This window comes from Algoriphagus resistens, assembly GCF_001442615.1.
Classification (GTDB): Bacteria; Bacteroidota; Bacteroidia; order Cytophagales; family Cyclobacteriaceae; genus Algoriphagus; species Algoriphagus resistens.
On the sequence record NZ_LMXN01000027.1, the window covers coordinates 1 to 25,548 of the forward strand.

Genomic DNA, 25,548 nt, shown 5'->3' on the forward strand with positions numbered 1-25,548 from the left:
TGCTGCAGGGGAAGCAGAAGGATGTTCCGGGATCAGCTTTACTACAGAAACCTTCCTTATTGCACCGGAATGTGCCACCATCACCATTCCTCAGGATGGAGCTAAAGGTATTGCGACTGATATAACTTTCAACTGGAATGAAATCGAGGATGTGGAGTGGTACTATGTTTCCATTGGAACATCTCCAGGAGCTAAAGATGTGTTAGAAAATCAAATTGTTCTGACCACCTCCTATAAGCCGAAAAATAAGTTGAATGCAAGCCAGAAATATTTCGTATCTGTGGTTCCCTACAGCCCATCCGGGGAAGCGGTGGGATGTGCAGAGATAAGTTTTACCACCAAAAGTAACGACCAACACTTCAAAACAAAGTACGGGATTTCTCCCAATGGAGATGGTATAAACGAATTTTGGGCAATTGACAAAATCGAAGATTACCCTCAAAACAAGGTTTCTGTCTATAACAGGTGGGGGGATAAAGTTTTCGAAACCCATAACTACGACAATACAACTAATGTTTTCGACGGAACAGCCAACAACTTGACCCAACTCGGTGCCTCAAAACTTCCAGAAGGCACATATTTTTTTGAAATCTTACTCCAGGAAGATTTCAAAAAAATAAGCGTGAAGGGATTCATTTTAATAAAACGATAAGATGAAAACGATAAAATATACAGACCTTATTCTCTTATTGGTTCTTAGCTGCGCTTCCATATTGTCATATGGCCAACAAACTCCCCTTTTTGCAGAGTACAACTTTAATCCATTTCTAGTAAACCCTGCTTACACAGGGATGCCTTTAGGACCTGAAATCATACTTAGTAATCACGGTTATTTCAATTCAATAGAAGGTACTCCAAGCTCTTCTTCCATTACCTTTAACTCTTCATTGTCAAACGAAAAAATGGGTATTGGCGCACTATTGTCTCATGACAAAATCGGGGTAACCACCAATACAAATGCCTCCATCGCATACTCTTATAAAATATTCTTCGGTGCGAAAAACAACAAATCGTACATGCGTCGCCCTTATTGGCAACTATATAATAGAAAAGTGTTTTCATTTGGGATGACAGCTGGCCTACACCATCTTAAGGAGGACTTGTTGGATCTTGAAATTGACAATGATCCTGAATTTGCTAAAAACATCGCCGCAACACTACCTACAATAGGAGTAGGATTTCTCTACCATTCACCAGGTTTTTACATAGGGGTATCCGCCCCTAATTTATTAACAGATCAATTCTCCCCTCACCAAGAACTTAACCTATCAAATCCAATCTACGGGTATTTAGGCTATCGCTTTTTCTCTTACAGGGTGGAAGATATTATGATAAAACCCAGCCTACTGATTAAATACGAAGATGGCGCACCTGCTCAAATCGATACTAATCTATCCTTTAGCTTTAGAAATAAACTTGAATTGGGAGTTGGATATCGTAGCACCTCGTCTATTAACTTTCTTGTCGGGATCTATGCCTGGAATCATCTATTGCTCAATTATCAGCACAATACACGTTTTAACAACTCCATATTAGGAAATAGCCATGGGCTCATATTATCCTATTTTATTGACGGATTCGAATGATTCTTAATGCTTTCAACTCTAAAATTATGGCATCCCGATAAATCCCGGCATAGAAAGATATCTTGGAATAGTATAAAACAGAAGGTTCTACCACGAATTTAATGGAAGTCCGGCAATGAAAACCTGACCAGTAGTTGGTTACTTAATATTAGAGACCGTCGTTTAGCCTTTAAAGGCCCATGAGTGTATGTCCTCTTTCATTAAAACTCATCAAAAGTCATGTTTCCACTAACTTAAGGGTAGAACCTAACAGAAAAAGCGGAACTATCAATTTGGGAAACCTTGCTATTATGGGATGTTGTGGAGTGGTAACCACAACATCCCGGGGTGACGTATAAAACTGTCCAGTCATCTGATAATCAGTCAAGCACCTTCCTTCATGCCCCTTGAGCATTCTGCAGCAGCGATAAGGAGTGAATGAGTACATCCTTACTTTTCCCTTTTAGATATACTTTGCCCAACATGCGACTTTGGTATTCTTTTGAGATATTCAGCAACGATAACAACTCTGAACTTACCAAAATTTCCTCCTTGAGTTCACTGCACTTTCCCAGGATCCGTGCAGTGGTATTGAGCACGTCCCCTGAATAGGTAATGTCTCTTTTTATGATCCCCACTTCACCGGCCACTACGTTTCCCGAATGAAAACCTGCCTTGAATGAAGGAATCCAGCCATAATTTTCCTGATAGTAGCGGCTCTTTTTGGCTATGCGTGTCTTTATGTCAAAAAAACATTTGAGGCATTGGTGGGCTTCCACACCCTGGTTGTAATCCCAAGCCACCACTACCTCATCACCTACATATTGATAAATGTTGCCCTTATTGTCTATGATAGGGTCAGTGATGTCGGCAAAAAAATCCTTCAGTAACCTATGATATTTTTCATTGCCCAATCTTTCAGCTGTTGAGGTAGAATTGTCCAGATCCAGGAACATGAAGATGCGTTTTTCTTCCTTTGGAGTATTGTATCTGCCACGCAGGATATTCCAAAAGGTACGGTGGCCAAACTTGCTGTTGATCTGGAGCATCAGTTGCGTGAACTCGACGATAAAAGCCCACACCACTGCATTTTTAAGCGGGTATGGATCAGTAATAAAATCCAGAAAAGCCTGCCAGGTTCCCGGGTCTGAAAGTGCCCTTCCTGTCTGTAACGGTACCAGAAAAACGGCCATGACCACGGTGATAAATGCAACAATAAGTACAAAGCTTATACCTACGAATGCAATGGTATATCCATAAGGCTTGTCCCTGAATTTTTCATTTACATAGAATACCAATAGACTGCCTCCGAGTAGCGCACCGATAAATCCAGGTACCATATTTCTAATGACCGAATTCCCAAAGGAATAAGCCGGGGAAGGTCCCAGTGAATAATAGGTCAATAATTGCAAATGGTCATATATGGCTATCACAAAACCAAAAAACAGCCACAGAAGCATTATTATCCCTAATTGGCGAAACTTTATTTGCGTGGCTGCTTTCATTATAGATTTGGTGTCAGGCTATCAGGTGTTTGCCAATGATTGTAATTTGATTTGTATGACGCTGTGTATGGAATAAGATAAATTGCAGCCACTCATACCTTGTCAAGAACCCAAAAGTGGGGAATTCCATATCTTCACAGAGGGATGTCAGATCAGTTGTTTTGGCCACATTTTCCAAATTGCTCTTGATTCCCATTATTTTATGAATCAGTGTATCCTTATCATGCGGACCTTGCCCAGGCGCTATAGAAGGATCAGCCTCAAATTTTATTTCAAAGTTAAGGAACAGCCCTTTTAATGCACCAACCTTTTCATCGTAAGCCCTTTCGGTGGTTGTGGTATTTGAGTCGGGGATACCATCGCCACAGATAATGATATGCTCAGCAGCCTGACCAGCTGTCCAACTACCCTCAAATGGAACTTGGTTCAGCTTTTCCTGATCAAACTTCGACAATTCTTGTTTAAGGGTTTCGAAGGTGAATTGGATGCTCTTTAATAAATTTTCTCTTTCTTTCTTCATTGATTTAGCTTTTAATATTAGTTCTATCAGGTGCTTAAGATCCAATATTACCTATCAGTTAGATAGAATAAATCGGACATTTTAAATTATAGGAATCCATACAGAAAAGTCTATGAAATCCATTATTAGCTCTTATGGTTTTCGCTAAAAGGTAGGAGGAGTTGCTTTCAGGTCGGAATCCAGGAAATCGGTTACCATAGGTATCAACCATTTCGTCTGTTGGATCATACCGATGTGCGTGGTGCCAGGCAAAATGGCCAGGCGGGATTCAGGCAATCCGTGGATATCTCCCATTTTCCCGCCGCCTTTACTGCGAAACAGTTTAATCGCATGTTCATAGCGCACACCATCAGCATCACCGATAGCAATGAATATGGGAGCTTTAATTTTTTTCACTGCCTCAGACCAGTCATATTGCTTTAAATCGATACTGATCACCTTTTTAATAAAATCTGGAAAATGGTCTGGATCGTTTCCTGCGTTAAGATATAATTCCTCTATCGGAGATCCTCTGAACATATCTGCAGTGAACGTGGTGAAAGTTGCTTCCACATCCGGCCACCACCCATCGTGTGCGTAGGTGCCTGACAATACCACGAGTCTACGTACCTGATCCGGATGGCGTACGGCCATTTGGAAGGCCACCCCACCTCCCATGCTATAACCCAGAACATCCGATTCATTTATATTAAGGTGAGTAAGCAGCCCTGATACATCGTCTGCCATGCCTTCATAGCTTAACTCCCTGGAGATATCTTTGGTGCGTCCATGAGCTTGCATTTCCGTGACTACAACTTTTCTGTCTTTGGCCAACAACGGAATTATTGATGACCAGTTTAACGGGATATCCATAAAGGAACCATGAATCAGTACAATGGGCTGACCCTCGCCGTATACTTCATAATACATCTGTAGTCCGTTCACCGGAGCATAACCCGATTGGGTCGGTTTCATTTTTTCCTGGGCCGTACCAAGCGTTGCAATAGAAAATATCAATACTGAAAAGATTGTCCGTTTCATTGTCTCTTAGTTTAAAAGGGGTACTTGTTCAATTTTAAATATTAAGTTCCGCCATACCTGAAAACACCTATGGCGCCCATACAAAGATTGGATAGTAAATGTTGGTTATTAGGGTGTAAAAGCGGCGATTTAAGAGGTCAGTTCCGCCAAATGATAAACGTTATGCTGTTACAGCTTCATAGGCATAGTTGTCCTATGATCAGTATAAGTCACCCTATTGATCAAATTTAATTTTAATGCAAAACTTAAAAACAGTTTAGTTAGACTCTTCAGGCTGAAAAGAAAGCCAAAGGCATGCCTGCACAGACCCACAAGGCGGGTTGTATGCTTCAAAGAAAGGGTTGGAAGAAGTCAAGGCTCTTCGACGTTGCTGTGGAATTGATCCGCTCAAAATCCGTTTCGCTAGGATTCCCAATTGGTTTGGTCTTTTGAATCGTCTGGGTATAAATTTGTGGTGTAAGGTTTCGTTAAACGTGGTGAAATGTGGAAATCTTCATCCAGGCAACCAAATTCTTTAGTGCAATCCATTCAAGGAGACTACAGGAAAATCGATAACCAAAAGACAGCCCTTTCCGGATTGGCTCTCAATAGAAAATGTGCCGTTTAGCATCTGGACTTTAGTCTCAATGCCCAGCAACCCCATACCCCAAAGTTGTCGGTCTTTTTGAATGCCAATACCATTGTCTTCTACGGTAATATTCAATGAATCTTCATGATTGATCAGTTGGAGACGAAGTTGATCTGCCTTACTGTGCTTGAGGGCATTTTGTAAGAGTTCCTGGCAGATTCTATAGACAGTTTGCTCGATTTGCGCTTCCAGTCTCTTTTCAAACCCAAGCACCTGCAGTTCTGCACTTATCTTTGTGGAGTCGTTTATATCTTCTATCAAAGACTGTAAGGCTGATGAGAGTCCAAACTTTCGCAGGGAAACCGGTGACATATGATGTGCTATTCTCCTCACCTCCCCGATTGCGTCATCCAACTTAACCAGAGTTTCGTTGCCTTCATGCTGCATAGCCTGTTCTCCATACTTCTCAAATAGATTAGTCAGGCGTATCTTGATAGTGGAAAGCTGCGAACCCAGGCTATCATGCAGCGCACCTGCAATTCTCTCCCTTTCATGCTCCTGCACTTTCAGCAAATCTTTGATATGGGCGTTTTTTTGCTGTTCAATAAGTGTCATCAATTCCTGCTTTTGCTGAACCTCCAGCTTCACTTCTTCATTGAGCAAAAGGCTTTTTTCGTATATTTTGGCATTTTCAAGAATGATCCCTCCCTGGCTTGAAACTATACGGACCCAACGGATAATTTCATTGGAATAATTGTCTTTGCAAAAACTACTTTCCAAATAAACAATCATAGAGAGTGACTCTGAAATCCCAATGGGAAAAATCATGCAGGACTTCACCCCTGAATTACCCAATACTTTAAGTTCAGGAAAGCCTGTATCACACACTAAATCATCAAAAACCATTGGTGATTTAGTCCGATAAGCCATAAGAAAAAGCCCAGACAGGTCAGTAGGTCCGGCTATTCTTCCTTGGTTTTCACGGGTATCCACCAGTCGCATTTCCCTCCTATATCCTAACTGTCCCTGTTGTTCTATTAATTGGATAGCAGCTCCGCTGGAGGCTGACACTCTAAGCAAGATGGTCAGAAGCTTCCTGATGTTAAGTTCAGCATCCATCTCACCCCCCAGCTCTCTGAGGATATTTTCTATATCCAACGGGTTATTGGCTTTTATGTCAGAATCAAATAAAAAGGCATACTGCCGCACAAGTTGCCTCACCTTCCTTTTTGCTTCCCACAGCTCATACCATCTTACTGCCTCCACCAGGTGAAGTTTAGCGGATGCAAGTTCCTTTCTGGCTAAGTAGTATTTACCTGTCAACTCCTGACAAAGAGCCTTTTGATACAGGTTGCTTCCAGTAAACTGGTTTGCCATTTCATAATCGTGGATCAGTTGAACGTGGCTCCCACCGGTTATCCTTCCTATTTCCGCTTTGAGCAACCAATAATCAGCAGCATAATTCTCTGGTGCATGTTGATACCAACTGCCTAATCCGGCGAATGTTTTTTCCAGCCAAATGAGGTATTCTGATTGTTCCGACTCACTCAGATTTGTCCAGTTTTGGGTAATAGCCAAACTGAGAATGAGTGTATTTGCAGGAACCAACGGCGATCCCTGTTGCAGTTTTTTATTTCGGTCAGCGTCCATGGCGCTGTTTCTGGCCTGATCGTAATACCCAAATAGAAAATAATACCGTGCCAGTACATAGTACCTGTAGAACCGTTCTTCCTGAAGCGTCAGCTTTGCTGCCAGCCCTCCGGGCAGTTGTTTCGGCAAAGATAAAAATGGACTCTCAGTGGTTAGGTAGCGGATCAGCTCCTTTTGATAATGGGTAATGTAATAGGTCAGCTCCATTCCAGGATAGGACTCTTTGAACTCGTAGGATAAAAGTCCGGAGATAGGCTTTCCGCTAATGAAATGGAGGTTGAACAAATGAGTCTTCAGAATGTACAATCCGATAAGGTCCCCAGATTTTCTCCCCACCTCCATTCCTTCCGTCAAAAGCGGAGTACTTTCCGCAAATGGCCTCTTCCAGGGCTGGATATAAAATGCAAAAACACCCAACACGCGGCATCTATACTGAAAATCATGGAGAGAGGTGTTGATTTCCACTCCCCTCTTGCCAAATTCATAACCATTGCTGAGCTTCCCTGCAATAATCTGCATCCTGCCGTAACTCACATAACCTATGGTACTGACATTTGGCAAATCAAAAAATCGTGAGCGTAAAATAAGCTGTAGTGCCGCCCAGGTCATCAGCGCCTCCGAAGTGTGATGCAAAGCCATTCCTCCAACATACAACAAACGAAGTATGGAACTCTGGTGCTCTTTGTTTGTCAGGTCAAAAAGCCCCTGAATGCTTTCCCTTTTGGAGGTGACGTACTTTTGCAAACCGTGAATCTGTCTGGTCAATTCCTGTTCATCCAACGGAAGTTGAAGGCCTAGTTCCAATAAAATTTCCCGAAGTATTACCACTGCCTTCCGATACCTCCCCAAGTGGTTGTTAATAACAATCTTAAGCTCAAATGCCTCCACAGTCTGCTTTACTGCTATCACATGTTCAATTAAATAATCCAATTTGATTTCTGCCAGATCATATTCTCCAAGCAGGTATTCTATTTTGGCACTTTCAAGATGGGTTTGAAACAAAATGTCTCCAGTTTCATCCCATCTGAGTCCTTTTAATAATACCAATGCGGCTTTGAGAAGCAATTTGGACTGAGTGAAGGCATTTTCATTTTTCTGAATCCGGGCAACTTCCAAAATCAAGGTAGCCGCATGGACTTTCTCACTTGTCACTTCAATACTTTCAGCCGCTTGCTGCATGTGCTGGGCTATAATGACTTTCTCTGAATTACTCAGTTTATTGAAGTTATTTCTTAAAAGTACGTTTGCAATCTGAAAGTGGTAAGCGGGTTTCTCCAATGCCGAAAGACGGGCATAGATAAACTCACCAAAGTAGCCTTCCGCGAATTCATATTTCCCGTTTTGAGATGTAAGCACCCCACCTGCAACCAATTGCCCTATGGCGCTTTGGGCATTACGGATAGCACTACAAAGTAGTGCCAGATCATTTTCGGTAATCTTTTCGGCACAGGCTACAAAGGCCAGTATTTTTTTGTTTTCACTACTGAATGAATCCAGCCGCTCCTGATAAAACTGGGTAGAGTTTACCCCTTGGTATCGGATTTCGATCTGGGAAAGTTCGCCTTTCCAACTCCCTTCCTTCTTGTTTAGCAATTTCTCCTGGACAAGGGCATCTACCAGGGTTGTCAACAGCGCAGGATTCCCTTTCCCTAGTTTGTGTAGAAGTTCCGATGTATCTGCATCGCAGTTTCCCTGAAGCAGCTGTCCGATGAAAAGCCTACTTTGCGCTAGATTAAACTCGCCCAACGCAATTCGCTGAATATGTTTCTGGTCAAAACCCAATGAGCTGATCAACTGATCCACCTGACCCAAATCCTCTTTGGAATCGCGCACGGCTCCCAGCCAAAGTAATTTGGAAGGCGGTAAATGCGTCAGTAAATATTGCAGCAAATTGGCACTAGAACCGTCTATCCATTGCAAATCATCTGTAAAGAGTATAAGTACCCGCTGGGAAAACTCACTGAAATATTGAAACAGTATCTTAAATAAAAAATATAACTGGTTTTCCATCTTGGGAGTACTGAAAGCTTCTTGCTTAACCATTGTGCTTCCCAACATTGTCAGCTCTGGAATATATTCACTCAGCAAAGCAAAATTATCCCCTAAAACCTGCTTTAATCCTGCCGCAAAGGAAGCATAAGTACGCTGATCCATCTCCTTGAATTTTGTCCGCAGGTAGTGGCCTATAGCCTGTTTCAGTCCTGCATAGGGCAAATTTTGCAATTGTTGCGACTGGCTGCTTATGAGCACATCACAGGGCGTGTTTTGGAGATATTTTTCAATTAAAAATGTCTTTCCTGCCCCTGTCTTTCCTATAATTACGGCTCCGGTCCATTGTGTATTTGATGGATGAAGCATCTTCTTTAGATAACCATCCAGCTGATCCAACAGCAAATTATGGATTGATATTTCTTCTAGTACGGCATTACTTTTAATGGTCGAACTTTGCATCACAGGATCAGATGTAGTGGATTAAATGGACGAAATCGAGCATAACTAAGAGCAATATACAGTGGGAGGATTAGTTACTCTGCAAGATTCTCCGAAACCAATTTCGCTCGTGCATATGGCCTGCAAATGAAAGCGCTCATTTGCTAAAATAACACACAAACAGCGTAATCGGTAATCTTCTTGCTTCACTTTAGCCGATCCTAGTGTGCCCTACCTAGGTAGAATTTCATGATACATGTGCGGTCAAGAGCCCCACTCTCCAAATGCCATAAATCCCGGACTTCCCGCAGGGAAGAGAATACCCAGGATATGCCATAAAACAGGGAACCGAATTTACCGGGTTAATAATCGGCGAAGGTATGGCTGTGATAATTCACCAGCCCATTCATTGGATGTTGTTCTATCCTTGTGATCGTCTCGCCGAACTCATCGGCTACTGCTTTCAGGTGCACAGCAAAATGATAGGCAATAGAACCGGTGAATACCAATGGAATTGATTTTCCTTCCTTTCGCAAAGGCAAAATGTAGTATTCAAAAAAACGCCGGAAGTTCTCTTGTATGATAGCAAGAACCACAGGATTTGCTGCGTGTTTAAGGAGAAACGGGGTAAATGATGCCAGAAAACGATTGGCCCGTGGTTGATTATAAATTTTATCCAGAATCAGCCGTTGATCCAGTCCGTACTTCTCCAAAAATTCATCTCTGAGCTCAATTCCCAGATTGCCTTGAAGCAACTCCCGGATTAAATCAAGACATAAAACAGTACCACTTCCATAATCCCCTAAGATATAACCCAGAGAAGGCACACTACCCACTATCTCTTTGCCATCATAGAGGCAGGAATTGGCTCCGGTACCCAGGATACAGGCTATACCCGCTTCCCCTTGCAGCAAACTTCTCGCCGCTCCGAATATGTCCCCGTTCACCTCTGCAGGTATGTGGCTTGGAAATACTTCGTCCAACACAGCTGCAAGTTCTGCAGCCTTAGCAGGATGCCCACATCCGGCACCATAAAAGACAACTCTATCCACGTTGGACATCTTACTTAGAACTTTATTGCTAAGTTCTTTTTTGATCTCCTCAGCAGCCAGAAAATAGGGATTTAATCCTTTTGATTTGAGGGAAACCACGCATCCGCCCGACTTATCGATTAGCCTCCAATCGGTCTTAGAGGAGCCACTATCTGCCAATAAAAGCATTCAATATCATTTTAATAGGAAAGAGCCTTGACCTATGGCAAAGCAACATTGTGTACAAATATGTTTTGAAATAGTCCCACCGCCATCCCTGAAAATAGGGATTTGTAACAATCACCAGAGGCAATTATTCTGACCGGAAAGAGCAAAGCTATGTTGGGTAATATCGGTTGTTGAAACTTCTAATTGATCAATCCTCTTTTGTACGCATTGTTCACCAATTCGGCTGTGTTTTTTGCTTTAAGTTTATAAAGCAGATTTTTGCGGTGAGTCTCCACCGTGTTTTTACTGATAAAAAGTTTTTCTCCGATTTCAAGCGTCGTAAGCCCAATAGCAATGCTTTCAAGAACTTCAGTTTCCCTCCCGGACAATTTCTCATTCACCTCATACTTAGCCGAATCCTTTAAAAAGCTGGTTAATAGTATTTTGTTGACTTCTTCGCTAACATAGGTTTCACCCTTGTAGAGTGTTTGAATTGCATCCAATAGCTCCTTCTTACCTGTATTCTTAAGAATGTATCCACTAGCACCACTTTTAAGCATATCTGAAATAAAGTGTCTGTCCCTATGCATGGAAAGTCCAAGAATTTTCAGATTCTTGTTGGTTTTGCACAGCTCTTTTGTCGCTTCCACCCCATCCATCTCCGGCATATTCACGTCCATTATCACCAGGTCAACTGAATGATCTTTACAATGGACCACAGCTTCTTTTCCATTACTGGCTTCCCCCACTACCTTGATACCTGGAAGGTCCTGCAACAAAGCCTTCATTCCATCAATAAACATTTGATGGTCATCTGCTATCAATACATTGATCATATACTTAGGGGTTAATGTAAAATGCAATTCTTTCTATTGCTTACCAAGATTACTTGGCCAATACTTATATAAGCACTAAAATTCCACCAACGGAATCTATTCTTCATTCACTTTTATATTTTTCATTCAAAGAGTCTCCTTAATGTAAACATCTGCATGGAAAGGATCCAAAGGTCCTCAGAAGTCTCTTCGCTCCGGAATAACTTTCATGATTAGAAATGGCACAAATGTCCTTTCTAATCCCATACTTAAGATCTACCCTAAATTACTCAATCCAGCGCTATTCAACACTAGTGATTTGTGAATATCCCTGTTTTCAGGGATTGAATAAGGTCAATTTTTAGAAAGATTTGAATGTGAAATAATAGGAAATGACCAGAGACCAGGTAAAACCAAAACCTCCGGCGCAGCAAGTATTGTTTCATATAACTCTATTCAACTCAATTAATTAAATGTTCAACATGAAAAAACTTTTACATTGTTCGTTTGCGGCGATGTGTTTTCTCCTGTTTCATTTTCAGGTGTATTCCCAGACATTAAATGTATCGGGTACGGTAACCAGCGCTGAAGATGGAATGACCCTACCAGGAGCAAGCATCCTGATCAAAGGGACCACAAAGGGTGTCAACTCAGACATCGACGGGAAATACCAGATAGATGCCGAAAAAGGGCAAGTTCTTGTATTCAGTTTTATTGGTATGATCAGCCAGGAACACGTGATCAATGAGAGCGGCACAATCAATATCGCCTTAGAGCCAGATGCGCAATCCCTGGATGAAGTGGTCGTGGTAGGCTACGGAACCCAAAAGCGAAGTGATCTTACGGGAGCAGTTTCTTCTGTGGACACAAAAGTACTGGAATCCAGGCCTATCACCGATGTCGCACGCGGTCTCCAGGGTACCACACCGGGACTTACCATAACCACTCCCAGCGGTCAAATCGGCCAGAACCCAACCATCAGACTACGCGGTTCTGTGGGGACTTTAAGTAATTCTGGAGGGGCCCAGCCGCTGATATTAGTGGACAACGTGGAAATCCCCAACTTACAATTGGTCAATCCTGAAGACATAGAATCGATTTCAGTCTTGAAAGATGCCGCATCTTCCTCCATCTACGGAGCACGTGGCGCATGGGGAGTGATCTTGATCACTACCAAAAAAGGTAAAAAGGGAGAAGCTCCAAAAATCAGCTATTCAAACAATTTTGCCTGGGCTACTCCTACGGTAACCCCTACCATTGCTAATGCTGCGGATGGTGCAGAGATGGCCTTCAAAGCTTTGCAACGGACCAATCCATCAACCAACGTATTCGGTGTGGTAGGCATGTACTTTGATGAAATAGGCATTCAAAAGATGCGTGATTGGGAAGCACAATACGGAGGTCAGGATCTAGGGGATGAGATGGTGCTGGGCAGGGACTTTGAGATCAGAGACGGCAGATTGTTCTTCTACCGTCCCTGGGAAGCAGGGGATATGTTTATGAAAGACTGGACACCCCAGCAAAAACATGACCTCTCTGTAGCTGGGGGCAGTGAGAAAACCACCTATAGACTTGGTGTAGGGTATCTTGGTCAAAACGGGGTACTGAAAGTAAATCCCGATGAATTTAATCGATATTCAGCTGATCTGAGTCTGAGCACTCAAGTTACTGACTGGATGGAAGTCCGCGGTGGTGTCCTTTACAGCAACACCAAATTCACCAGGCCTTTTTACTTCTCCAGCGAAACTTACGACCCTTGGTATTACCTACTAAGATGGCCGAAGACTTATCCATATGGTACCTATGAAGGTCATCCTTTCAGAAGTGCAGTTACTGAAGTGCAGCAGGCTAAGATGAATGAGGAAACAACCGCCTTTACAAGAATTAATCTTGGCACCACCATTACCCCTATCGAAGGCCTGTCAATTGTGGCAAATTATACGTTTGACTCGGAAAACTTCCATGATCATCAGACCGGTGGCGTAGTATCAGCTTATAACTTCTGGTCTACCGGAGCAAATCTTCAATATGCACCCTATACCAGTGCCTCCTATAACCGCGTTGAATATGCTTCCTCATGGAGCAACAGAAATGTGGGAAAAGCATTTGCAACCTATGAAAAAATGCTAGGTGACCATTCACTCAAAGCCATGGTGGGCGGTGACGTAGAAGCCTATGAATATTGGTACCAAAGTTCACAAAGACGGGACCTGATGGATCTGGACAGAGGTGAATTAGACTTGGCTTCCGGTGACCAATTTGTCGATGGAGCCAGAAACCAGTGGTCCACAGCGGGTGCATTCAGCAGGATCAATTACAACTATAAAGGTAAATACTTCTTGGAATTGAATGGAAGGTATGATGGGTCTTCGAGACTTTCCCCTACTGAAAGATGGGCTTTTTTCCCATCCATGTCAGCAGGATATGTGATTTCTGAAGAATCTTTCTTCAAACCGGTCACTCAGGTAATGTCCTTCCTGAAACTTAGGGCATCTTGGGGAGCTATAGGCAACCAAAACGCCTACCTAAGTGATATTTACAGAATTATGAATTCCTATTCATCCGGCTGGTTGATTGGAGGAGATAATCAACTAACCTTTGGCACGCCGGGTGCGCTGCCCTCATCTTTGACCTGGGAGACAGTGACTACGCTTGATCTGGGATTTGACGCAAGATTTTTCCAGGATAAATTCGGTATTGCCTTCGACTGGTACAACCGCACGACAAGTGATATGCACAGTGCAGGTGAAGTGCTTCCTGCCTCATACGGTACTTCGGCTACAAAGCAGAACTTCGGAGAGTTGGAGACCAAAGGCTGGGAACTTGCCGTGGATTACAACCATGGTTTTACCAACGGATTAAACCTCAATGCTACGGTAGTAGTATCTGATTATAGAGAAACTATCACTGAATTTGCTGACAATCAAAGTATCTATTCCAACCGCCCCGGCAAAGTAATCGGTGATATCTGGGGGTATGAGACGGACCGCCTGTTCACTGAAGACGATTTTGTCAAAGATGCCAATGGTGAGCTGGTAGTGGACAACGGAAAATACGTACTAAACGAGGGAATACCCTCCCAAGAACTTTACGAAAGCGGCTGGTTCTACTATGGGCCCGGCGATGTGAAGTACAAAGATCTAAATGGGGACGGAGAAATTACCTTCGGTGAAAATACCGAAGAAGATCACGGTGACCTTAAAGTGATAGGAAATTCTACGCCAAGGTATCAATATGGGGTGCGGCTTGGAATGGACTTCAAAGGAATAGACTTGAGCATCTTTGTACAGGGTGTAGGCAAAAGAGATTACTGGGCAAATGGACCGATCATGATCCCGGGATACAGACCCGGGGAAGCTTGGTTCTCCCATCAACTGGATTACTGGAGCCCTGAAAATCCTGATGCATTTTATCCCCGCCCTACCGATGCAAGCCAATCCAACAACTCCCGGAACTTCATGCCTCAGACGCGTTACTTATTGGATCTTTCCTATGTAAGAATGAAGAACATCACCTTGGGATATGCACTTCCTACATCGGTGATTTCCAAAGTAAACCTGGATAAGGTGAGAGTCTATGTAAGTGGTGAAAACCTCTTTGAGTTTGATAAGCTAGACCTACCGCTGGATCCTGAAGTAGATTATACTACCGCAGGAAACAATGACTCCAATACCTTCGGAAGGGTCTACCCGTACAGCAGGACCCTGTCATTTGGTTTACAGGTTACATTTTAAATTGGTAGCACGATGAAATCGAGCATGACTAAAGCGTTACACAGAGGGATGATTATCAGCCATGCGAGATTCCATGTGACCTATAAAAATCAAAATATAAACACATGAAACTAAGAATAATAGCACTCGCTCTAAGCTTCCTTGCAATTTCCGGTTGTGATGATTTCCTTGAAAAACCTCCCTTGGACAGCCTCACAGATGAAAGCTACTGGAAAAATGAAACTAATGTCAGGAGCTTTTCATGGGGATTCTATACCGCCTACTTCAGCGGATATGGTGCGGGGTATGCCTGGGGAAAATTCTTCTCCAGCCAAACCTTAAATGACGATTTTGCCCCTGCAAGTCCCGCACAATTTCGTAGGACCGTACCTACAGCAGCTACAAGTTCCTACTGGACTTTCTCCTACGTACGAAAAGCCAACATTTTCCTGAACAGGATACAAACGGTCCCGATGGAGGAAGAAGCCATACAGCATTGGTCCGGGGTTGCCCGTTTTTTCCGGGCATTGGAATACCACGATTTGGTTAAGCAGTTTGGGGATGTGCCTTGGTATGACCAGGAACTAGTTGAATCTGATGAAGAAATACTTTATAAGCCTAGAGATCCGAGGGAATTTGTGATGGACAGGGTCTTGGAAGACTTTGAATTTGCAATGCAAAATGTACGGATAGATGATGGAAACGACGGGCAGACGGTGAACAGAGCTGTAGTTCTGGCCTTTATGTCGCGAATATTTCTCTACGAAGGCACTTGGCAAAAATACCACAAGGGCAACACTGAAAAGGCAAGGGAGTACCTGGAAGCATCCAAAAATGCCGCAACTGAGCTTATGAACACGGGAGAATACGCTTTAGGAAATTACCGGGAAGTATTTAACTCACTGAACCTGGCCGGAAATCCTGAAGTAATTCTATACAGACATTACGAGCCGGGTATCTTAACACATGCGTTAAATTCCTACAACAACATGGAACCTCAGACAGGTGTGTCCAAGGATGCCATTGAATCCTATCTGGCCGAAGATGGGTTGCCGATCGGAATTTCACCGCTTTACCAGGGTGACAAAGGAATAGACAAGGTGATGGCCAACAGAGATCCAAGAATCTATGAAACGCTGGTTTCGGATGAGTTGAGGCTGAACGGCATTGCTTCCAATTACAGCACCACGGGATATTCCACACATAAATTCCTGAATGAAGTGATCAAAGACCAGCCAGAAGGCAGCTCCAATCTGAATTATACAGATTCACCGGTCATGAGGTATGGAGAAGTCCTGATCAATTATGCAGAAGCTGCAGCGGAGTTGGCCACCGTCGGTGGTGCTGCCCTTACCCAGGCAGATTTGGATATGTCCATCAATGTACTCCGGGACAGACCCGGAGTAATGCTTCCACATCTGGAAGTACTAGGTGATGCTGCCGGTGTAAATGGCGTAGTTTACGAGGATCCTGCCAGGGACCCGGATGTATCATCCATTCTCTGGGAAATACGCCGTGAAAGAAGGATAGAGTTAATGATGGAAGGATTCAGAACGGACGATTTGATGCGCTGGGAAAAACTGGAATATTCTGATACCGAAGGAAATCCGGATATCAACCGGGGAGCCTGGATCAGAAGGGCAGACTATCCGGAACTTCAAAGTAGCGTGACACTGACAGACGGTGAGGAAGGATACATCATTCCTGCGACAGCAGCTGTTTCCCAGAGGCTGTTTGAAGATCCAAAAGTTTACTTGGATCCAGTGCCTCTGGATCAGATCACACTATATGATCAGCATGGAGTAACGTTAACTCAAAATCCTGGCTGGTAGTCACTTAAAAAAACACCAACTGATGTCCTTCTTTCTAAATTGGAAGAAGGACATTTTTTTGAAGCATCAATACAACGAATTCAAACCAACGATGAAAAAAATACTCATTATACTATTTCTTCTAAAACTGGGCAGCACTTCTGCCCAGGATTTCAAATTCGCCTTCGTAACCGATACACATATAGGATCACCTAATGGTGTAGCAGAGGAAGATTTGAGAAGAACGGTCTTGGATATCAATTCACTGGGAGAAATGGACTTTGCAATAGTGACCGGTGATATTACTGAAATGGGAACCGACGAAGAAATCAAAAAGGCGAAAGAACTATTGGATGCCCTTGTTATTCCTTATTATGTAATTCCCGGCAATCATGATACGGGATGGTCAGAATCCGGAGGAGTCAGTTTCATTGAGACGTTCGGCTACGATAAGTTTGTCTTTGAGCACAAAGGCTATAAGTTCATCGGAACAGCATCCGGTCCCTATGTACGGATGTCGGACGGTCACATTCCCAGAGATGCCGTCGTTTGGCTGGACTCAGTACTAAACGCTACTCCTGACAGCCAGCCTATCATCAATGCAAACCATTATCCCCTGGACAAGAGTCTGGACAACTGGTTTGAGATGACCGATAGGCTAAAGAAACATAATACGCAGTTCTCGATCTGCGGACATGGACATACAAATAAAGCCTATGATTTTGAAGGGATTCCCGGTACCATGGGAAGATCAAATCTACGTGCTAAAGATGAAATCGGTGGATACACCATCGTTGAAATAACAGATAATGCGGCACGTTTTGCAGAGAGAACGCCCGGGGTAGCAACACATGCCCCTTGGAGAGAAATAGAACTGGGCCATAGAAATTATGTGGATTCTATTGCTTTCCCACGACCTGACTACACTAGCAATGACTCCTATCCCCAGGTATCCAAGAAGTGGAGTTACCATTCTGACGCTAATGTAATCTCTACGCCTTTGGTGAAAGGGGGAAACGTATTTTTCGGTAACAGCCTGGGGAAGTTTGAAGCACTAGACGCTGAAAATGGACAGGTGAAATGGTTTTTCCAAAGTGAAGGTGGGATATTCTCATCGCCCTCATCCTACCAAGACCTGGTCATTTTCGGCTCCGGAGATGGAAACATCTATGCGCTGAAAGAAAAAACCGGAGACCTGAAATGGAAAGTTTCTACAGAGGCATCCGTATTGGGTTCTCCAATAATCGACAGAAACAGAATTTATATCGGTGGAAGTGATGGGAAATTCAGGGCGCTGAACGCAAAAAGTGGTCAACTCATTTGGGAATTTGCAGGAATAATGGGGCCTGTGGTCAGCAAGCCCCTGATTTCTGACGGATTGGTAATTTTTGGGGCCTGGGATAAAAACCTATATGCTCTCGATCAAGAATCCGGAGACTTAAAGTGGAGCTGGAACAATGGAACAGCCAACCGTATGTATTCCCCGGCAATGTGCATCCCGGTCACTGCTGACGGAGTGGTATACATTGTTGCACCTGATCGGTATTTAACCGCGCTTGATATTAATTCCGGTAAAGAATTATGGCGGAGCAATGAAGCTACTGTGCGCGAGTCAATTGGAATTTCGGAAAACAAAAAGTGGGTCTATGGCAAAACCATGAACGATGAAATTGTTGCATTCCCGACAAGCCGCGAAGAAGTACCCGTAGCTTGGAGAATAGATTGTGGATTTGGTTATGAACATGTTCCTTCAATGCTGATAGAGAAAGCTGGAAATATCTTTTTTGGGACAAAAAACAGTACAGTATACAGCGTGAACCCTCAAACCAAAAAAATAAACTGGGCGCACAAAATAGATAATTCAATGGCAAATACAGTTAATATCATAGATGATCATTCGCTTGTGGTAGCCACTATGGACGGGAAAGTGGAATGGTTGAATTATTGATTTTAAAAGGCCCGTTAAACTAACTAAAATTGAACTGGGACAGCTAAAAAACCAGATCTTCTGTTCCTTTTTGAACAATAATCCTCCCCAACAGGCACATGAGAGGGACTATTCGTCTCCCAGAATTTATCAACGGGGCCTTTTTAACTGAAATGGCTTACTAGCCACTATTCTATTTTCCTGATATCCTGCATATTCGGAAGATATCACTGAAAACAAAGCCAGACCTGTAATCCCATTCAACGTCTGTGTCCGTATGTAGACCTAAGTAGAAAGTGAATATAGGTATAAGCCAGGCTGATACCTGAATTTGTCACTTATAAGTTAATTCAGCTGGGGGATCAATGCCATAGCGAGAATGAAAACCTGGATGTGCCAACTTCTTCCAAACATTCAAATATTAATTAGCTGAAAAACGAAACAATCCCTCCATGTAGCATAAAATACCGAAATGAGTAATATCTGGACACTTCTATGCTAACATCGATTCATAAAACACCTTAATAGCCACAATTTTATAGCGGAAAACGACAGAGTGGATGCGACAAAAACTGGAATAAAACTTGTGACCGACGTTGGAAGTGTTTAGTTGCTATAAACACATTATTTTAAATAGGTTTTTAGTTCTAAATAATCTAAAACAAAATAATGCAGGATTGGTTAGACCTCATGTGTCTCACGCCAAATAAAAATTTGCGTAAAAACTCAGATTCTTAGACTTATGATGATGAGTAAACACCTGATCACCCTTGTCTTTTTCCTATTCGAAAAATAATCAGAATGACATACCCAAATGATTTTCACTTGAGCCGACCCAAAGTAAGGCAAGGAGAAAATTCTATTGATAGTTATGCACTACTAGTAAGCATAATCAGTGAAATAGAAAATTATAGCTTACAGTTCCATCTTGACAACTCTCTTCCGCTAATCCAGGGGGATAGCGAATCTCTTGAGGAAGTTTTCAAAGGATTTGTACAGAATGCGATAAATAAATTCAAAGAAGAAAAAGGCACATTGCATATCCTATATAGGAAAGATCTGGAATCTTCTTTTCTCGCATTTTTCATTAAGGATTTAATCCCACCCCAACAGGAAAGCAGTATTTCCAACCTAGTTGATACAATCACAGATTTCAATCTTGCCCTCTGTGAAAAACCATTAAACGAAATAAAACATGTAGAGGACGGCTCATTTCTAGGTAAATTGAATACCCAAAGCCAATTCTAAACTGCAGCTTCTGCCTTGTATATTCCTTTGGCCAATAAAAAAAGACCTCCTGAAATGAATGGAGGCCTTTTTTACTAAAAGATCACTGACCAGCATTAAGAAACAAAATCAAAAAGTGTTTCAAACCAGCTTAGCCTAAATCAATATTCAGTGATTTTAAATTCAGTTCTTCTATTTTCCTGATGTTGCTCTTCTGTGCAGGAAACATTATTTCCGCAGGAGTTGAGTAGTTGCTCTTCTCCAAATCCTATTGCTTCAAGTCTGCCTTGGTCAATTCCAGCGTCTATCAAATAGGTAACAACCGCTTTAGCCCGTTTATCAGAGAGTTTAAGGTTATAGGCATTTGTGCCTCTAGAATCCGTATGTGAATACAATTCGATCTTAATTGTCGGGTTATCCTTTAAAATCTTAATCAGATTGTTCAGCTCAGGTTCCGCATCCTCCCGGATATCCCATTTGTCAAAATCATAGTAAATATTCTTGAGCGTATATGTTTTCCCCACTGCAATTTTATCCAGATATATATTTCGGATGATCACAGAATCTTTAGCCTGGGCAGCTGTGGGGATTAAAATATCACCACTGTTACCGGTCAGGTATTCAGTTTTCTTTCCTTCCAAATGGACAACTTGATCAAACTTCACCTTAAATCTGAAAGATCCATCATCTTCAGAAACATACGTATTCACTAATTGATTTTCGCTATTATGCAGTGTCACCACGGCATCTTCAAGCTTTTCTCCGGATTCCTTGTCAATTACATCCCCCTTGATCACCAAATCTTTTTGCACAAAAAGATCCGCGAAATAAATATCATCAAGCCCTTTGCCACCTTTTCTATCGGAAGAATAAACTGCCTCAGTATCACTTCCAGGTAGTAGGGAAAGTCCAAAATCATCGCGGTTGGAATTTATCGGACTGCCTAAATTCTCAGGTTCTGAATATTCCCCATTTTCAGAATATGCTCTAAAGACATCCAACCCTCCCAGTCCGGCATGTCCGGTGCTTGAGAAGTATAATATTCCATTCTTATCAAAATATGGGGTTCTTTCATCACCGTTCGTATTGATCGCATCTCCAAGATTTACCGGTGCTGACCATGCTCCCTCCTTCCACTCGGAATAATAGAGATCCGCTTGTCCATTTCCGCCCGGCATATCAGATGAGAAGTAAAGCCGTCCGCTTGAGGGATCATAGAATGGGTCAGAAACAGAATAAGAAAACGGGGCATTAAATGGCAGAGGCTGAAAGGAATCCATGCTGACGCTGCCAGTATCCAGTGCAAAGAACAATTCGGGAAATAGGGTGTAATTTCTGGCTGACCCAGAATCGGACTTTGTATGTTTCTGGGTTTGGGTAAAAACCAGAAACAGGTTATCTCCTTTCTTATACATAGGTCCAACATGAAGATCACCACCAAATCTTTCAGTTTGTATCAGGGAGTCTTTGACTGTATTCTCCTCGTTATCCCAGGCAGATTCATACATTTTCAAAAAACCATTTCCTGTCCAACCATACACATCACTTTTTAATGCATTGTTTGGATCCACCCGAACATTCTTGGGCATCAACCTGTCTGAGGTAAAATGGAGAACGGAATCATCGGAAATCATTGGGCCAAATTCAGAAAATGATGAATTGGCTTTAGAAACCGGCACAATTGCAGATTCTGAGGATTTATTCAGAAAGGATTTCCCTCCTATTGCAGTTTTCCAAATTAATTCCAATTCAGGATTATTACGGGCAGAATCCAATCTGGAAAGAACAGAAGTAGCTTCAGAATACTTGGAGTTGGCAATTAATGCCTCCGCATAAGGCTTCAGGTCATTTACTTCGAGATCACCATCTCTTTCCAGCCTTGTGTACCATTCCTCAGACTGCTCAAAGTTTCTCACCTTTGAATACGCCTGAGCCAACCCTCGGGCTGTCTCAGGCTGAGGTGAGTCATTCCAACTTTCTAAAAACTTCTCTATTCCAACTGAGTAATTCAGATTTTCTGTCAGTTTTTTACCTTCTACGTACTTTTTATAGGATAAAGGTTTACACGCGGCAAAACAAACAATCAGAAAGCAGGCTAAATATAGTAATCTTTTCATGTGTCAAGTTTTGCTTAAAAGAATCGTGGAGAAACCAATCTTACCCGCTTAGGTGGAAATAAGAATGCAATAGAAATATCATGGGTGGTAAATGTTCCCACCGAAAAACCTGAGATAGTATGATCATAGGCATACCCCAAACGTAAACTTTCACGTAGTTGCACCTGGACCATTCCCAGAACAGCAGTGGATTTTTTCAATCCAGGCTGAATATCCCTTCCTGGCATATCGATACCGAATCGGTATCCGGCGCCTAGCCAGAACATATCGTTCAAGATCAAGGCAGCATTGAGATCCATCCTTGCCGGTGCTTTGAAGTCATCCATATACATGACAGATGGGATCAGTGAGAAATTATAGTTGAGATCAAAATGATATCCCCCAGTCAGGTATAGATGGGGATCCTGCTCTACCAGTACATCGCCTTTGTCAAAATCAACTACAGAAGAAAGCATCTGATCAGCAGCTACTCCGATATAATAATTGTCGTCATATAGAAACAAGCCCAGCTTTAAATCAGGATAGGTCATTCTTTCCTTACTCAAAGGTATGGAGGGGTCATCCCCCATATCAGGATTTAGCATTGACCCATCCAATTGGGAATTGATTACCCCCGCGCCTACCCCGAAACTCAGAAATTTTGTATCACTAAGTCTCAGGTGATAGGCAAGGTTTCCGTAGGCAGCAACCGTTCTTTGAGCCCCTAACTTATCTGTAAGGAATTGTCCCCCAACTCCAAGCTGGGATTCCTCCAGATAGGTATCCCCTGCCACAGCAAAGGTCTCAGGACTTCCCGTCACCCCAGTCCACTGCTTTCTATAATAAGATTGCAGATACATCTGCTGTTTATATCCTGCATAAGCAGGGTTGATAAAAACAGGATTAAAAATGTATTGGCTGTACTGAGGTACCTGCTGTCCAAAGCTGTTGCTTAGGGACAGTAGGATACATCCAGCTAGCAGAGTAATTACCTTAAATAGTTTCATCTTGCTTACTTAATTATAGTTACGTAACCTGTCATAGTATGACTTACACCCTGGGTATCTACCAATTGGAATTGATAGAAATAAGTACCACCGTTCAGATTATCTCCATTCCAATCATTTTGATAATTAGTTGATCTGTACACTTCTACACCCCAACGATTCACTACCACGAGTTCACTTTGCGAGAAGAACTCCTGCAGACCTCGGATCACCCATGTGTCATTGATTCCATCACCATTCGGAGTGAATACATTCGGTATTTCGAATACCAACTGCTCATGGGTAACAGTGTCTGTGTTATCAGATGGTTCTAGTTCTTCGTCATCGGAAACTGCCGATGCTGTATTGGAAACAGTCCCTTCAGAACTAGCTCTCACTCTTATTGTCATCGTTTCCACAGCCATTGGGTTAACAGTGGCGATGTTCCAGGTCAAGGTTCTCGTCTCAGAACTGTAAGTAACAGACCCTGAAGACACATCAGCACCGATATATTCCACTGCAGCTGAAAGTATGTCTGTTACCACTACCTCATTGCTGGTGTTTTCCGAGTCGTTCTCCACAGTGATTTTGTATTCAAACTGAGAGCCGAGCATGACCAGCGTAGCGGAGACTTCCTTCATCACTTTAAGATCCACCTCATTGAGATTGTCTACCTCTACCGGGTCAGTTTCATCACCGGTGCCAGGGAAGTTTTCACCTGATACCCATACCGAGTTGACAATGGAGCCTTCCTCGGCAGTGACCATTACTTTGAGCTCCAACTCGACTGTCTCACCTGCAGGAATCCCATCAATCATCCAGGTCACTATACCTTCAGCTTCCTGACCACCGTCAGACGCTTCAACGAGCATTGTTCCATCCGGAATAGTATCGGACACCACCATATTTCTGGCATCGTACTCTCCCAGGTTGGAGATCGCTATGGTATAAGTGATCAGTTCACCTGTTTTGACTTCAGATACATCCTGGGTTTTCACTACCGAAAGCTCAGTTTCACTCTCTATTACTTCCACTCCATCTCCAGGATCAGACTCTGTAGGGTCTTCACCATCATCAGGGAGGTCTACTACCGCGGTGTTGTAGATGATATCACCTACTTCCACTTCGTCAGTAACCTGTGCAAGGAGAGTCAACTCAATATTTTGCCCCGGTGCAAGAGAAGGTATAATCCAGGAAACCACTCCGTTGGCAAACAATCCTCCTTGGTCAGATTCCACATACATCAGTCCTACCGGAAGCGTATCTGTCACCTGTATTTCTTCTTTTACAAGACTGGAAACATTGCTGACTTTAATCGTATAAGTGATAACATCCCCGATTTTGGCCTCTGACATATTTGGAACTTTCTCGATAGTGAAGGATAGAGGATCTACTACCTCTACAACTTCAGGATCAGATTCTTTTGGAGTATCAGGATCATCAGGACTGGTCACCACTGCTACGTTGCTGATCATAGTGCCAGCTGTGATATCCTGAGGTACACTTACTGTCAGCACAAGATCCATCGAAGTATTGGCCGGGATAGAAGGTATGGACCAAGTAACGGTTCCGTTATCAAATGACCCTCCATCACTAGCTGACACAAATGTCAACTGACTGGCCAACACATCGCTTACAACTATATCGTTCATCACTACAGAAGCTGTGTTGGTAATACTGATAGTGTAAGTAATCTCACCTCCAGGGAATACCGTAGGGCTCGCCGCTGCCTTGGAAATCTGAAGTCCATCTCCTAGATCACATAGTGTAAGTGCAACTGTTACACTGACTCTTTCTATACTTTCACATCCAGTAGCCGGATCAGTTTGAGAAGCATAATAAGTTGCTCCATCCACCAGTGGGGCAGCCGGATCAAGTGACATACCACCTACCTCTGATTCATACCAGCGTATATTGGTTCCTGTCACATCCAGTGAACCTACAGTTGGATTATCAGTATCACTACAGAATGTTTGCGTAGGATTTGACACCACCGGAGCAGAAACCGAACGAACCGTTACTGTCAGGTGCGCTGCCTCCTCTGGCTTAGATTCACATACTTCAGTGCCGGTTATGGTCACATAGTATCGTGTGGTAACAACAGGACTAACATTCAGATCAATTACCTCCTCAGTAAGAGCTTCATCAGTATAGAACCTGAATATTGGATTTGTAACAGTATTGCTAGTAGCCGTCAGTAAAGTGCTTTCACCTTCACAGATCACCGCATTCATCACCTGAATATCAGAAGATAGTGCTTCCCTACCCACATAAACAGTCAGTTCTGCTCCTTCACCTGATGCATTTGCACAGATGTTGTCACCTGTTACACTCACGTAGTAAGTTGTTGTTGCTGTAGGGGTTACAGTCAGATCTGTGATCTCGTTGGTCAGTGCCGCATCAGTGTAGAACCTGAAGGTCGGGTTGGTTACCGTACTGCTGCTGGCTGTAAGCTCGAAGCTTTCTCCCAAACAGATGGTACCGCCCGCCGCATCTATATCAGATGCTGTTGCAGT

15 protein-coding genes are annotated in these 25,548 nt (G+C 42.9%); 6 read left to right on the plus strand and 9 right to left on the minus strand.

Going from position 1 to position 25,548, the window contains the following annotated elements; all coding sequences use genetic code 11:
* Together AS141_RS25225 and AS141_RS25230 are read left to right on the plus strand one after the other, a co-directional pair.
* Nucleotides 1–652 (plus strand): gliding motility-associated C-terminal domain-containing protein (locus AS141_RS25225; protein WP_057940498.1); only part of this gene is annotated, 652 nt, incomplete at its 5' end.
* A gap of 1 nt (nucleotide 653) precedes the next feature.
* On the plus strand, nucleotides 654–1,586 hold the full coding sequence (locus tag AS141_RS25230; RefSeq protein ID WP_057940499.1) for a PorP/SprF family type IX secretion system membrane protein: 933 nt from the start codon (nucleotides 654–656) through the stop codon (nucleotides 1,584–1,586).
* A gap of 377 nt (nucleotides 1,587–1,963) precedes the next feature.
* Here AS141_RS25230 and AS141_RS25235 read toward each other — a convergent pair whose 3' ends face one another.
* From AS141_RS25235 to AS141_RS25260, 6 genes are all read right to left on the minus strand, one after another.
* Nucleotides 1,964–3,070, minus strand: a complete 1,107-nt coding sequence (locus AS141_RS25235; protein ID WP_057940500.1) for an adenylate/guanylate cyclase domain-containing protein — start codon at nucleotides 3,068–3,070, stop codon at nucleotides 1,964–1,966.
* 13 nt (nucleotides 3,071–3,083) lie between these two features.
* Nucleotides 3,084–3,590, minus strand: a complete 507-nt coding sequence (locus tag AS141_RS25240; protein ID WP_057940501.1) for a DinB family protein — start codon at nucleotides 3,588–3,590, stop codon at nucleotides 3,084–3,086.
* 144 nt (nucleotides 3,591–3,734) lie between these two features.
* Nucleotides 3,735–4,610: an alpha/beta fold hydrolase gene (locus AS141_RS25245; protein WP_057940502.1), complete on the minus strand. Its 876-nt coding sequence runs from the start codon at nucleotides 4,608–4,610 to the stop codon at nucleotides 3,735–3,737.
* Nucleotides 4,611–5,124: 514 nt separating this feature from the next.
* Complete coding sequence (locus tag AS141_RS25250) at nucleotides 5,125–9,279, minus strand: AAA family ATPase (RefSeq protein WP_057940503.1); 4,155 nt, start codon at nucleotides 9,277–9,279, stop codon at nucleotides 5,125–5,127.
* Between the two features lie 341 nt (nucleotides 9,280–9,620).
* The gene (locus tag AS141_RS25255; protein ID WP_057940504.1) at nucleotides 9,621–10,478 is read right to left on the minus strand and encodes a hypothetical protein; all 858 of its coding nucleotides are present in this window, start codon (nucleotides 10,476–10,478) and stop codon (nucleotides 9,621–9,623) included.
* Nucleotides 10,479–10,657: 179 nt separating this feature from the next.
* Nucleotides 10,658–11,293: a response regulator gene (locus AS141_RS25260; protein WP_057940505.1), complete on the minus strand. Its 636-nt coding sequence runs from the start codon at nucleotides 11,291–11,293 to the stop codon at nucleotides 10,658–10,660.
* A gap of 461 nt (nucleotides 11,294–11,754) precedes the next feature.
* On the opposite strand from AS141_RS25260, the gene AS141_RS25265 reads away from it, so the two are divergent.
* The 4 genes from AS141_RS25265 to AS141_RS25280 all read left to right on the plus strand — a co-directional run bounded on the left by AS141_RS25265 (nucleotide 11,755) and on the right by AS141_RS25280 (nucleotide 19,971).
* Entirely contained in the window at nucleotides 11,755–15,006 is a 3,252-nt protein-coding gene (locus tag AS141_RS25265) for a SusC/RagA family TonB-linked outer membrane protein (protein WP_057940512.1), read from the plus strand.
* 104 nt (nucleotides 15,007–15,110) lie between these two features.
* Nucleotides 15,111–16,817, plus strand: coding sequence for a RagB/SusD family nutrient uptake outer membrane protein (locus AS141_RS25270; RefSeq protein WP_057940506.1), 1,707 nt, complete (start codon nucleotides 15,111–15,113; stop codon nucleotides 16,815–16,817).
* Between the two features lie 91 nt (nucleotides 16,818–16,908).
* Nucleotides 16,909–18,744 (plus strand): outer membrane protein assembly factor BamB family protein, encoded by a 1,836-nt coding sequence (locus AS141_RS25275; protein WP_057940507.1) that lies wholly within the window; start codon nucleotides 16,909–16,911, stop codon nucleotides 18,742–18,744.
* A gap of 780 nt (nucleotides 18,745–19,524) precedes the next feature.
* The gene (locus AS141_RS25280; protein WP_057940508.1) at nucleotides 19,525–19,971 is read left to right on the plus strand and encodes a hypothetical protein; all 447 of its coding nucleotides are present in this window, start codon (nucleotides 19,525–19,527) and stop codon (nucleotides 19,969–19,971) included.
* A 140-nt stretch (nucleotides 19,972–20,111) separates the two neighbouring features.
* Here the strand turns inward: AS141_RS25280 and AS141_RS25285 are convergent, their stop codons facing one another.
* The 3 genes from AS141_RS25285 to AS141_RS25295 all read right to left on the minus strand — a co-directional run.
* Nucleotides 20,112–22,067 (minus strand): OmpA family protein, encoded by a 1,956-nt coding sequence (locus AS141_RS25285; RefSeq protein ID WP_057940509.1) that lies wholly within the window; start codon nucleotides 22,065–22,067, stop codon nucleotides 20,112–20,114.
* 14 nt (nucleotides 22,068–22,081) lie between these two features.
* Nucleotides 22,082–23,053, minus strand: coding sequence for a PorP/SprF family type IX secretion system membrane protein (locus AS141_RS25290; RefSeq protein WP_057940510.1), 972 nt, complete (start codon nucleotides 23,051–23,053; stop codon nucleotides 22,082–22,084).
* 5 nt (nucleotides 23,054–23,058) lie between these two features.
* The coding region (locus tag AS141_RS25295) for a T9SS type B sorting domain-containing protein (RefSeq protein WP_057940511.1) at nucleotides 23,059–25,548 on the minus strand (2,490 nt) is incomplete at its 5' end.